The following is a 12,915-nucleotide window of genomic DNA, read 5'->3' on the forward strand; positions in this document are numbered from 1 at the left end:
CCGCGCCGAGCCCGGCGGGTGCCCGCTGCCGCCCGGGGCCGTGTCCGCCGTCACAGGACGCGCGGCCGGTCGCGCCAATACGGTTCACGCAGCCGTCGTTTGTACAGCTTGCCGTTGGGGTCGCGGGGCAGCTCGGTGGTGAACTCCACTGTTCTGGGGCGTTTGTAGCCGGCGAGGTGTTCGGCGCAGTGGGCGAGGAGGGTGGTGGCCAGCGTCCGGCCGGGGGCGTGACCGGGGGCCGGTTCCACGACGGCCTTGACCTCTTCTCCCCAGTCGTCGTGCGGGACTCCGAAGACGGCGGCGTCGGCGACGGCGGGGTGGGCCAGCAGCACGGCCTCGATCTCCGCGGGGTAGATGTTGACGCCGCCGGAGATGATCAGGTCGATCTTGCGGTCGCGCAGATAGAGATAGCCGTCCTCGTCGAGGAGTCCGAGGTCTCCGACGGTGAAGAAGTCGCCGATGCGGTTGCGGCGGGTCTTGGTCTCGTCCTTGTGGTAGCTGAAGCCTCCGGTGGTCATCCGCAGGTAGACGGTGCCGAGTCGGCCCGGCGGGAGCCGTCGGCCGTCGTCGTCGAAGATGGCTGTCTCACTGATGGGCCAGGCCCTGCCCACCGTGCCGGGGCGCTCCAGCCATTCCTCGGCGGTGACGAAGGTGCCGCCGCCCTCGCTGGCCGCGTAGTACTCCTCGACGCACGGCCCCCACCAGTCGATCATGGCGCGTTTGATGTGCTCGGGGCAGGGGGCGGCGCCGTGGATCGCGTGCCGCAGGGAGCTCACGTCGTAGGCGCGGCGGACGGGTTCGGGCAGGGCCAGGAGCCGCTGGAACTGGGTGGGAACCATGTGGGTGTGGGTGCAGCGGTGGGTCTGGATCAGGCGCAGCATCTCCTCGGGCGTCCACTTGTCCATCATCACCAGCCGGTGGCCGATGTGCAGGGAGGAGGCGGCGAACTGCAGGACGGCGGTGTGGTAGAGCGGTGAGCACACGAGGTGGGTGTGGTTCCCGAACGGTCCGATGCCGAAGATGCCGAGGAATCCGCCGAGATGGCACTCCTCGGGCGGCCGCCCGGGCAGGGGGCGGCGGACGCCGCGGGGGCGGCCGGTGGTGCCGGAGGTGTAGTTCATGGCCCAGCCGAGGGTGCGGCCGGCCGGCGGGGTCTCCGGCCGGCCGTCGAGCAGGAGGGAGTAGGGGCGGAATCCGGTGATGCCGCCGACGGCGTAGCGGCGTTCGGGGGGCAGGGCGGCCTCGTCGGCGGCGGCGCTCGCGGCGGCGGCGAACCGTTCGTGGGCGAGGAGCACCTTGGCGTCGGAGTCGGTGAGGATCCAGGCGGTCTCGGCGGCGAGGAGGTGGTGGTTGACGGGGACGAGGTACAACCCGGCCTGGGTGGCGGCGAGATGGGCGGTCAGGAGCTCGACGCCGTTGGGCAGGACGGCGGCGAAGGCGTCACCGGTGCGCAGTCCGGCGGCACGCAGCCCGTGCACGAGCCGGTTGGCGGCGGCGTGCAGCCGGCCGGCGGTCCAGGTACGGCCGTCGGGTGCGACGAGCACGCTGCGGCCGGGATCGGCGGCGGCCTGCGCCCAGAAGCCGTTGGGGGTTGCGGTCATGGTGTGCGCCTCCGGGGTCGGGGCCGGCGGGCCGCCGGCAGTGCCGGTGCCCGCGACGCGGGGCGGGGCGGCGACGCGCCTCGCAGGGCGGCGGGGTGACGGGGTGGCCGGCTCGAACCGGACAGCGCGCCGGGCCGCACCGCCCGGGGGAAACGGCGGGGACGACGGCGTCCGACGCGGAGACCGGCCTGTGCCCGGCGGCCCGGCGCCGGCCGGGGGCGGCAACAGCCACGGACCGCGACAGCCCGCCCGCCACGCACCACCCCGGCACGGCCGGGACGCTCCTGACCGGCGCGGACACCGGCCCGTTCCCGACCGCACGGCGCCGACCGGGGGCCGCGGCGGAGCCGGCGCAGCCGGACAGCACATGCGCGCCGACCGCCCGGAGGGGCCGCGAGGACGACCGCGTCCGACGCGGACACCGGCCTGCGACCAGCCGCACGGCGCCGGCCAGGGGCCGCGGCAGGAACAGCACGGGCGGACAGCACACCCGCCGCGCACCGCCCGGCGAGGACCGCTGGGGCGGCCGCCTGGCGCCGGCACCGGCCCCTTCCCGCCGTGCGGTGCCGAGCAGTTGGCGCAGCCGGGTCAGCACGGGCCGGGCTGGCGGGGTCGGGCGGCCGGGGTGGTGGAGTCGGCGGGGGCGGCGGGGGGCGGTGGGGTGTCCGCAGCGATGCGGTCGAGGCGGGTGACGGCGCGTGCGAAGCCGGTGGTCAGTTCGTCGAGGACGGCGCGTACGGGGCGCACGGAGTCCATGCTGCCGACGATCTGGCCGACGGGGGTGCCCAGCAGCGGGGTCACCTCGTACTTCTGGATGCGGGTGAGGGCCTCGGCGACGAGGAGGCCCTGCAGGGGCATGGGCAGGGTGCCGGGTCCCGCGGGGTCGTCCCAGGCCTCGGTCCAGGCGGTGCGCAGCTGGCGGGCCGGTTTGCCGGTCAGGGCGCGGGAGCGCACGGTGTCGCCGGAGCCCGCGGCGAGGAGTTTGGCGGTGAGCGCGCGGGAGGCGAGGCCGGCTTCCTCGGTGGTGAGCCAGAGCGAGCCGAGCCAGACGCCCTGCGCGCCGAGGGCGAGGGCGGCGGCGGCCTGTTCGCCGCTGCCGATGCCGCCGGCGGCGAGCACGGGCAACGGGGCGACGGCGCGGACGACTTCGGGGGTGAGGACCATGGTGGCGATCTCGCCGGTGTGGCCGCCGGCCTCGTAGCCCTGGGCGACGACGATGTCGACTCCGGCGGCGGCGTGCCGGGCCGCGTGCCGGGCGCTGCCGGCGAGCGCGGCGACGGGGACGCCGAGCCGGTGGGCGCGGCGGACGACGTCCTCGGGCGGCGGGCCCAGAGCGCCGGCGAGCAGCGCGAGGGGATGCTCGAAGGCGACGTCGAGCTGGGCGCGGGCGACGCCCTCCATCCAGCCCGTGATGCGCCAGCCGGAGCGTTCGCCGGGCGGGAGTTCGGGGACGCCGAAGCCGGCGAGGGTCTCCTCGACGAATCGGCGGTGTCCTTCGGGGATCATCGCTTCGACGTCGGCCTCGCTGACGCCCTCGACCTTGCGCGCGGGCATGACGACGTCGAGTCCGTACGGTCTGCCGCCGCTGTCCCGGTCCAGCTGTTCCAGGTCGCGGGCGAGTTCCCGCGGGTCGGTGTAGCGGACGGCGCCGAGCACGCCGAGTCCGCCGGCGCGGCTGATGGCGGCGGCGACGGCGGGGAAGGGGGTGAAGCCGAAGACGGCGTGCTCGATGCCCAGTTGCCGGCTCAGCTCCGTCTGCATGGGCGGCAGGATGCCTCAGGGCGGGCGACGAGGGAATACGACGGCCGCCATTTTCTGACGCAGCGTCAGTTGGGGGTGCCCCGGTCCGCCCGCCGGCCGGGCGGCGGCCCGCCGCGGCCCGCGCTGGTGCGGCTCAGGGCCGCGACCTGCCGGTGCAGTTCGACGGCCTCGGTGGAGCGGCCGAGCTGTTGCAGGCACAGGGCCTCGTCGTTGCGGCTGGCGAGCGCGTCGGGGTGGTCGGCGCCGAGCACGCGTTGCCGGGCCTGGGCGACCTCGCGGTAGACGGGCAGGGCCTCGGCGCAGCGGCCCAGCCAGTCGAGGGCGACGGCCACTTCGCGCCGGCTGACGAGGGTGTCGGGGTGGTCGGCGCCCAGCACCCTGGCGCGCCGTTCGTGGACGTCGCGGGCCTCGGCGAGGGCGTCCTCCCAGCGGCCGAGGCGGCCGTGGTTGACGCCGAGGCAGTGCCGGGCGCGCAGGGTGTCGGGGTGGTCGGCGCCCTGGGCCTGGGTGCGTTCGTCGGCCAGCTCGCGGAAGAGCGTGAAGGCCTCGGCGCTGCGGCCCAGCCGGCCGAGGCAGATGCCGGCCTCGTAGCGGGCGGCGAGGGTGTCGGGGTGCTCGGCGCCCAGGGTGCGCTGCCGGGCGACGGCCACGTCGCGGTAGACGGCGAGGGCGTCGTGCCAGCGGCCCAGCTGGCCGAGGGCGTAGCCGACCTCGCAGCGGGTGACGAGGGTGTCGGGGTGCTGGGGTCCCAGGACCCGGGCGCGGGCGGCCGCGACCTCGCGGGCCATGCGGAAGGAGTCCTCCAGCCGCCCGAGCCGGCCCAGGTTGAAGGCGACGTTGTGGCGGCAGCGCAGGGTCTCGGGGTGGTCGGCGCCCATGGCGCGTTCGCGGGCGGCGAGCACGGCGGCGTACTCGCGGTGGGCCTCGGAGTGCCGGCCGAGCTGCCCGAGCACGTACGCGTGCTCCTGGCGCGCGGCGAGCGTGTCGGGGTGCTCGGCGCCGAGGGCGCGCTCGCAGTCGGCGGCGACCGCGGCGAGTACCTGCCCGGCCTCGGTCCACCGCCCGGCGCGGGCGAGCGCCGCTCCTTCGCGGTGCCGCTCGCCGAGCGCGGCGGAGGGCGGCCCGACAGGCGGCTCGGGGGGTGTGTGGCCGGACTCGAACGGTCCGGTGCCGCGGGCGGGTTCACCGGGGTCCGCGCCGCCGCGGCCGTCCGCCACGGTCGCCTCGCCGCCGGGATCCACGTGCCGCCCGCCGCTCCCGGGACGCTCCTCCTCGGGCCCCGTTCCGGTGCCGGGCGCGCCCTGCCCCGTCCACACCCCGGTGAGGCCCTCGCCCGGGTCGTGCGACGCGGGCGGCCGTGGGCCCGGGCCCAGGGCCCTGGTGCCGGTGGTCAGGGCGCGGGCCCAGCCGGGCAGCCTCGCGGGGCCGGGCTCCGGGGGTTCGCCGGAGGGCAGGCGCAGGACGCGGGCGTGCAGGTCGGCGGCGTCGGGCGGGCGGTCGTCGGGGTCCTTCGCGAGCAGGTCGAGGACGATCCGTTCCAGCGGCGCGGGGAGTTCGGGGCGCAGCTCGCGCGGCGGCCGGGGCGGGGTGTCGCGGTGGCCGACGAGGACGGCCCAGGCGTCGTCCATGTCGAACGGCGGCGCGCCGGTGGCCAGTTCGTAGAGCACGCAGCCGAGGGAGTACAGGTCGCTGCGGTGGTCCACGGAGCCGCCGCCGATCTGCTCGGGCGACATGTAGTGCGGGGTGCCCATGGCGACCCCGGTCCCGGTGAGGCGGGCGGTGAAGCCGATGTCGTGGGCGAGGCGGGCGATGCCGAAGTCGCAGATCTTCACGGTGCCGTCGGTGAGCCGCATGACGTTGGCGGGTTTGAGGTCGCGGTGGACGACGCCCTGCCGGTGGGTGTAGTCGAGGGCGGCGGCGACCTGCTCGGCGATCTGCGTGATCTCGGCGACGGGCAGCGGGTGTTGCTTGTTGTCGGTCAGCAGCTCGCTGAGGTTGCGCCCGTCGAGCAGCTCCATGACCAGGTACAGCACGCCCTCGGACTCGCCGAAGTCGTGGACGACGGTGATGCCGCGGTGCTGCAGGGCGGCCGCGACGCGTGCCTCGCGCCGGAACCGCTCGCGCAGCACGCGCACGTAGGACGGCTCGTGCCGGGGGCCCAGCGGATTGAGGCACTTGACGGCCACGTGCCGGCCGAGCGACTCGTCGCAGGCGCGCCACACTTCTCCCATGCCGCCGCGCCCGATCCGTTCGAGCAGCCGGTACCGGCCCTGGATCAGCCTGGTGTCGCCCATGCCGCGCCGCCGCCCCCGTCGATCGCCCGTCCCGCCCCCGGCCCTTCAAGTATGACGGCCGCCCCGCCCGCCTTGTAGACGAAGGGCGGGGGCGGCGCGGGCCGCACGGCGCGCGCCGGACCGGGGCCCCGGGTTCCTCACCGGCGCACCCGCGGCATTCCCAGCCCGATCCAGGAGATGATCTCCCGTTGGATCTCGTTGTTGCCGCCGCCGAAGGTGAAGACGACGGCACTGCGGTAGTGCCGCTCCAGTGCCCCGTGCAGGGCGGCACCCGCCGATCCCTCCTTCAACGGGCCTGCCGCGGCGAGGACTTCCATCAGCCAGGCGTAGGCGTCGCGGCAGGCCTCGGAGCCGTGGACCTTGACGGCGGAGGCGTCCTGCGGGGTGAGGGTCTGCCGCTGGATGGCGTCCACCATCTGCCAGTTGAGCAGGCGCATGGCCTCCAGCCGGACGTGGGTGCGGGCGAGCAGGCCGCGTACCCAGCCCAGGTCGGCGACCCTGCGGCCGTCGTCGAGCCGGGTGCCGGCCGCCCAGGCGCGGACCTCGCGCAGGGCCGCGAGGGCGGTGGAGCCGTGGGCGGCGAGGGTGACGCGCTCGTGGTTGAGCTGTGTGGTGATGAGCTTCCAGCCGGCGTTCTCCTCGCCGACCCGGTGGCTCACGGGCACCCGTACGTTCTCGTAGTAACCGGCTGTCGTGCCATGGGAGGTGAGGGTGGTGATGGGGGTGCACGAGTAGCCGGGAGCGCTGGTGGGGACGAGGAGGATGCTGATGCCCTGGTGCGGGGGGACGCCCTCCTCGACGGGCCGGGTGCGCACGGCGAGCCAGATCCAGTCGGCGGTGTCCCCGTTGGTGGTCCAGATCTTCTGCCCGTTGACGACGTAGTGGTCGCCGTCGCGCTCGGCGCGGGTGCGCAGCGCGGCGAGGTCGGTGCCGGCGCCGGGTTCGCTGTAGCCGATGGCGACGTCGATCTCGCCGGAGAGGATGCGGGGCAGGAAGTACGCCTTCTGTCCGGCGGTGCCGTGGCGCATGAGGGTGGGGCCGACGGTGCCCAGGGCCATGAGCGGCAGCGGTACGCCGGCCTGGGTGGCCTCGTCGAAGAAGATGAACTGTTCCACGGGGGTCAGCCCGCTGCCGCCGTACTCCTCGGGCCAGCCCGCGCCGAGCTTCCCGTCGGCGCCGAGGCGGCGGATCGTGGCCCGGTAGAAGCGCTTCTGCTCGGCGGCGTCGAAGTGCCGGGTGTGGGCCCCGGGGGGCACCAGCCGCGCGAAGTACTCCCGTAACGCGGTCCGGAAGCGCTGCTGTTGCGGGGTGTACGCGAGGTCCATCGCCCCTCCAGGGTCGTACGAGCCGTGGAGCCGCCGTGACGGCGCACACGGTAGAACGCGTTGCAGAAATCCGGAAGGGCGCCGGGGCGCCGCACACGGCGGCGGGCCGGTCGCCCCGCGACCGGCCCGCCGTCTCCTGCGTGAGTGCGCGCTGTGCTCAGCGTCCCGCGTGCCTGCGGTGCCGTCCGCCCTGCGGTCCCGCCGCCCGTCGGCGGCCGCCCTGCTGCCCGTAGGGGCTGTGCGCGCCGTGGGCGCCGTACGTGCCGTTCGCGCCGGGCTCGGTGTGCCCGCCCCGGGCGGCCTCCAGGGCCGCCTGCTCGCGCTCCAGCCCGAAGCGGTCCAGCAGCGGCACCCGGTGCAGGCGCGGCAGCAGCCAGGCGTGCCAGATCCCGGTGAGGAAGAGGATCGCGGAGCCGGCCACGAGCACGGAGCCGAGGGTGTCGGTCGGGTAGTGCGCGCCGATGTACATGCGGGAGAAGGCGACCAGGCAGACCGCGAGGACTCCGCACACCGCGACCTTCGTCCTGTGACGGCTGTCACGGAAGAGGAAGTACGCGGCGACGGCCACCGCGACGGTGAAGGCGGTGTGTCCGCTGGGGAAGCTGTTGGAGCCGATCTCCGGGTCGAGCGAGAACTGCCGCGGCGGCCGGTTCCGGGCGACGATCGCCTTCGCGATCTGGGTGCTGTTCCAGCCGACGGCGACGACGAGGAAGGTCGCGACCGCCCGCGTCGGGGTGCGGCGTACGAACAGCAGCCAGCCGGTCCACACCGCGAGGATCACGACCCCGGCGACGGGCGAGGCGAGATAGCTGACGCCGAGCATCACGTCGTTCAGCCAGCCGGTGCGGGTGCCGGTCTGGATGGTGCGGTCGAGGTCCAGGTCGTGCGGCTGGATCAGCTGCGTGTGCGCGGCGACCAGACCGAGCGCGATCGCGACCGCGAACAGCAGGACGGAGTTGCGCAACCAGTGGCGCACATACGGCATGGGTGAGGCGTCCTTTGTATCGGTAGGGCGGTACCGGCACGGCAGTACACGCGACGGTGACGTATGCGTGCCGCACGATCGGCACGGCTCTACCGCAAAGCTACACGCGCCCGGAGGGGGCCTTGATCCGGCCACTGCCCGCGGACGGCCCCGACGGCCACGACGGGCACGGGATCAACACCCTGGGTGACGACAGGACTTCGGAGCGTCGGCACGGGTGCCCGCCCGGGCCGGGCGGGCACCCGTGTCCTCATCCCCGGGCCACCAGGGTGCGGGCGACGCTCGCGAGCTTCTCGCAGGTCTCCTCCAGCTCACGGCCCGGGCGGGAGTGCTCCACGACGCCCGCCCCGGCCCGCAGCCAGGTCCGCCCGTCCTGCGCGAAGACGCTGCGCAGCACGAGGGCGGCGTCCATCGAGCCGTCCGCGCCGACGGTGAGCACGGTGCCCGCGTAGGGGCCGCGCCGGGGTTCGTGGGCGCGGATCCGCTCGTACGCGGCGTGCTTGGGCACCCCGGAGGCGGTGACGGCGGGGAAGACGGCCGCGAAGGCGTCCCAGGGGCTGCCGCCCTCGGGCAGCCGGCCGGCCACCTTGGAGGCGAGATGCTGGACGGTGCCGCGTTCCTTGACGGTCATGTACTCCTGGATGACGACGGTGTCGGGCTTGCAGGGGCCGGCGAGCTCGTCGACGGCGACCTTGACGGAGATGGCGTGCTCGTGCAGCTCCTTGGGATCGGACAGCAGGTCCTCGCGCCGGGCCCGGTCGGCCCCGGCGTCGCCGGTCAGGGCGCGGGTGCCGGCCAGTGGCTGGCTGGCGACGCGGCCGTCGGCGGTGACCTCCACCACGGTCTCGGGGCTGAAGCCGGTGACCCTGAGGCCGGCCAGGTCCAGCAGGAAGGAGCGGGCCGGGGTGTTGGCGCGGCGTCCGGCCACATAGGTGGCGACGAAGTCGATCTCCTCGTCGACGGGCACGTACCGGGAGAGGACGACCTTCTGCAGCCGGCCGTCGCGGATGTCGCCGACGGCGGCGTCGACGGCCTGCTCGTAGTGCGCGGCGCCGTGCGCGAGGCCGGGGGCGAGCAGCCGTCCGGAGCCGGCGGGTTCGGGGGCCGGTTCGGCGACCAGGGCGGCGACGGCGCGCAGTTCGTCCGGATCGAGGCTGCGGACAACAGCGCCGTCCGCGGTGAAGCGGACCTCGGTGCGGGGCACGACGAGGTGGGCGAGCACGGTCTCCTCGCCGTCGTCGGCGGTCCCGCCGCCCGAGACGGCGTAGGCGAGTTCGAAGGCGCACCAGCCGTAGGCGCGCCAGTCGGCGATGTCCAGGCCGTCGAGGAAGGCGCGGACGGGTTCGAGCGGGTCGCCCCGCCAGGGCTCCTCGACGGTCCGGCCGCCGGCGGTGCGGGTGAGGGTGCGCGAGCGCAGGACGAACTCGGCCGCCGCTCCCCCGGCGAACGCGTAGCCGTCCGGGCCCTCGTAGACGACGTGGCCGTCGAACCGGGCGGAGCCCGCGAGGCGGGCCGCGGCGAGGAGGGGGTCCCCGGCGGTGCGCACCGGTGCGGTGCGGTAGGTGGCTGCCACCTGACTTCCTTTCCCCCCGTGCCGGTCGCACGGGGCATGGGTGCTGCTGTACGGGGCGGTACGGGTCGTGCCGGCGGGTGTCACGGGGCCGTGTACCGGGCGGCGAGGGCCTTCTTGTCGACCTTGCCGACGCCGGTCAGCGGCAGCTCCGCGAGGCCGGTCTCCAGCCGGTCGGGGAGCTTGTAGGCGGCGACACCGCGGGCGGTGAGCGCGGCCCGCACCTCCTCCAACGTGGGCGGGGCGTCGGGGTGTTGGGGGACGACGCAGGCGCAGGTCTGTTCGCCCATGTACGCGTCGGGCAGGCCGATGACGGCGGCGGCGCGGATGCGCGGGTCGGCCAGCAGGTGCTCCTCGACCTCCTCGGCGGGGACCTTCTCGCCGCCCCGGTTGACGACGTCGTTGATGCGGCCGACGACGGCGAGGTTGCCGGAGGCGGTCAGGCGCACCAGGTCACCGGTGCGGAAGAAGCCGTCGGCGGTGAAGCGGGCGCGGTTGTGCGCGGGGGCCCGGTAGTAGCCGCGCAGCGTGTACGGGCCGCGGGTGAGGAGCTCGCCGGTCCCGCCGGGGCGGACCTCGACGCCGTCCTCGTCGACGACGCGCAGTTCGTCGCCCGGGGACAGGGGCCGGCCCTGGGTGTGGACAACGACCTCCTCCGGGTCGTCCAGGCGCGTGTAGTTGAGCAGTCCCTCGGCCATGCCGTACACCTGCTGCAGGGTGCAGCCGAGGACGGGTGCGACCTGCTGGGCGGCCTCGGGGCCGAGCCGGGAGCCGCCGACCTGGAGCAGGCGCAGCGAGGAGATGTCGCAGGAGGTCGACTTCGTGATCTCCAGCCAGAGAGGGACGAGGGGCGGCACCAGGGAGGTGACGCTCGCTCCGGTGCGCGCGAGGAGGGGGAAGCAGTCCTCGGGCGAGGGCGAGGGCGCGAGCACGACGGTGCCGCCGACGCGCAGCGTGCCGAGGACTCCGGGGCAGGCCAGGGCGAAGTTGTGCGCGGCGGGCAGGGCGCACAGGTAGCCGCTGTCCGGCCCGACCCCGCACAGCCGGGCGGTCTGCCGCAGCTGGTAGGCGTAGTCGGCGTGGGTGCGCGGGATGAGTTTGGGCCGTCCGGTGGTGCCGCCGGACAGCAGGAACAGGGCCGGCTCCAAGGGGTCCGGGGCGGGCAGCGGTACGGGGTCGGCGTCCACGTCGGCCAGGGCCGTGTACGGTCCGGGGTCGCCCGCGACGAGGACGTGCGCGAGCGTGCCGGTGCCGGCCGTGCGCTCCAGCACCTCGGCGGCGAGCGTGCGGTGGTCGAAGCCGGCGGCCTCGTCGGGGATGGCGTAGGCGACGGCTCCCGAGGTCTCCACGAGGTGGACGATCTCGGCGCCGCGGTGCGCGGGCAGCGCGTAGACGGGCAGCGCGCCGAGCCGGAAGAGGGCCAGACTCAGGGTGACGAACGCGGAGATGTTGGGGAGCTGGACGACGACGCGGTCGCCGGGGGCGATGCCGCGCGCGTGCAGTCCGGCGGCCAGCCGGTCGGCGGCCCGGTCGAGTTCGGCGTAGGTCAGCGTGCGGTCGGGGGCCACGACCGCGGTACGGGTGGCGGCGTCGGGCAGGGGCGCGGGCCAGGTGCCCAGCCGCTCGTCGGTCCAGTAGCCGCGGGCGCGGTACTCCTGGGCGAGGGGGGCGGGCCAGGGCACGCATCCTTCACGCATGGCGGTTCCTTCGGTTGCTTCTGCGGTGGGGGAGGCGGGGTCCGCGGCTGTGCGCGGCGGGGGTCAGGCCGCGGGGCCGCGGAGTTCGAGGGTGCAGCACTTGACGCTGCCGCCGCCCTTGAGGAGCTCGCTCAGGTCCACGCCGACGGGCTCGAAGCCGCGCTCGCGCAGCGCGGCGGCGAGGCCGGCCGCCGCCTCGGGCAGGACGACGTGCCGGCCGTCACTGACCGCGTTGAGCCCGAAGGCGGCCGCGTCGGCGGGGCCGGCGAGCACCGCGTCGGGGAAGAGGGATTCGAGGACGGCCAGGCTGCCGGGGGTGAACGCCCGCGGGTTGTACATCACTTCGTCCTCGGAGAGGACCGCGAGCGCGGTGTCGAGGTGGTAATAGCGCTCGTCGACGAGTTCCAGTCCGATCACGGGCCGCCCGAAGAACTCCTGGGCCTCGGCGTGGGACTCGGGCGTGCTGCGGAAGCCCTTGCCGGCGAGGACCCAACTGCCGGTGACCAGGAAGTCGCCCTCGCCCTCGTTGACGTGCTCCGGGTCGTGCAGGGCGCTCCAGCCGTGGGAACGGAACCAGTCCAGGTAGGCGGGGCCCTCCGCGGCGCGCTCGGCGTTGCGGAAGCGGGCGCCGAGCACCTTGCCGTCGACGACGGTGGCGCCGTTGGCGGCGTAGACCATGTCCGGGCAGCCGGGCAGCGGGTCGATCAGCTCGACCTCGTGCCCCAACTCCAGGTAGAGGGACCGCAGTTGTTCCCACTGGGTGATGGCGAGCCCGGTGTCGACGGGCTTGGCGGGGTCCATCCACGGGTTGATGGAGTAGCTGACCTCGAAGTGGGTGGGGCGGCACATCAGGTAGCGGCGGGGACGGGCGGTACGGGTCATGGCGGTGCCTCCGGGTCGGTCGTGGGTGAGGGAAGGTCAGTTACTGGTGCCGGTGGTGCCGGTGGGCCGGCGGGCGGCCCAGCGGGTCTCCAGCGCGGCGAGGGCACCCTGGTCGAGGGCGACGAGGGAGAAGTCCGAGGGGGTGTGGCCGCCCTGGCCGGGGCGGTCGAGGGCGGCGAGGGTGCGCAGCGCGCGGGGCCAGGTGTCGGCCAGCGCGTCCAAGGGGCCGTCCGGCCCGGAGAGTTCGACGGCGAGCACCGGGCTTTCGGGGGTGCCGGGGAGGACGCGCACGCCGAGCACGGGAGTGTCTTCCGCGTCTTGCGCGGCGTCGGTGCGCAGTCGCTCCTTGACGTGCTTCAGCAGCGCGCCGTGGTCGGCCTCGGTCTCGGCGCCGAGGGTGACGCGGTGCCAGACGGTGAAGCGGCCCACGGTGGTGCGGTGCCGCTCGCCGCGTCCGGAGCGGGTGACGTCGACGGCATGCGGTGTGTCGAGCGCGAGGGCGAGTCCGGTGAGGGCGACGTCCACGGGGTCGGCGTGGAAGCGGTCGGCCACGCGCCGCAGGGTGTCGAGGGCGGGACCGGTGGCGAGGTGCCGGGTGCGGGTGCGGGTGTGGGTGCCGGGTTCGCGGGTGGGGGCCGACCAGGTGGCGAAGGGGGCGGGGGCGGGGCCGGGTTCGGGGGTGATGCCGGAGGCGAGGGCGGTGAGGGCGGCGTCGAGTTCGCCGAGGAGGGTTTGCCAGGAGGCGTCGTCGGCGACCAGGGAGTGCACACGGAAGACGAGTCGACCGGACCCGCGAACCG

General features: G+C 75.1%; 7 protein-coding genes and 2 pseudogenes. All 9 read right to left on the minus strand.

The window, feature by feature from the left end:
* Positions 1–50 precede the first annotated feature (50 nt).
* Positions 51–1,601, minus strand: coding sequence for an acyl-CoA synthetase (locus ACFP1Z_RS22700; RefSeq protein ID WP_390318825.1), 1,551 nt, complete (start codon positions 1,599–1,601; stop codon positions 51–53).
* 669 nt (positions 1,602–2,270) lie between these two features.
* Positions 2,271–3,362, minus strand: a pseudogene (locus ACFP1Z_RS22705) (NAD(P)H-dependent flavin oxidoreductase); the annotation flags it as partial.
* A 65-nt stretch (positions 3,363–3,427) separates the two neighbouring features.
* Entirely contained in the window at positions 3,428–5,656 is a 2,229-nt protein-coding gene (locus ACFP1Z_RS22710; RefSeq protein WP_390318827.1) for a serine/threonine-protein kinase, read from the minus strand.
* Between the two features lie 137 nt (positions 5,657–5,793).
* Entirely contained in the window at positions 5,794–6,981 is a 1,188-nt protein-coding gene (locus ACFP1Z_RS22715) for an acyl-CoA dehydrogenase family protein (RefSeq protein ID WP_390318829.1), read from the minus strand.
* A 157-nt stretch (positions 6,982–7,138) separates the two neighbouring features.
* Complete coding sequence (locus ACFP1Z_RS22720) at positions 7,139–7,966, minus strand: phosphatase PAP2 family protein (protein ID WP_390318831.1); 828 nt, start codon at positions 7,964–7,966, stop codon at positions 7,139–7,141.
* 250 nt (positions 7,967–8,216) lie between these two features.
* Positions 8,217–9,539, minus strand: coding sequence for a salicylate synthase (locus ACFP1Z_RS22725; protein ID WP_390318833.1), 1,323 nt, complete (start codon positions 9,537–9,539; stop codon positions 8,217–8,219).
* 80 nt (positions 9,540–9,619) lie between these two features.
* On the minus strand, positions 9,620–11,233 hold the full coding sequence (locus tag ACFP1Z_RS22730; protein WP_390318835.1) for a (2,3-dihydroxybenzoyl)adenylate synthase: 1,614 nt from the start codon (positions 11,231–11,233) through the stop codon (positions 9,620–9,622).
* A gap of 63 nt (positions 11,234–11,296) precedes the next feature.
* Complete coding sequence (gene ddaH, locus ACFP1Z_RS22735) at positions 11,297–12,115, minus strand: dimethylargininase (RefSeq protein ID WP_390318836.1); 819 nt, start codon at positions 12,113–12,115, stop codon at positions 11,297–11,299.
* 36 nt (positions 12,116–12,151) lie between these two features.
* A pseudogene (locus tag ACFP1Z_RS22740) lies at positions 12,152–12,915 on the minus strand (hypothetical protein); the annotation flags it as partial.

The organism is Streptomyces gamaensis, assembly GCF_042656465.1.
In the GTDB taxonomy this organism is placed as follows: Bacteria; Actinomycetota; Actinomycetes; order Streptomycetales; family Streptomycetaceae; genus Streptomyces; species Streptomyces gamaensis.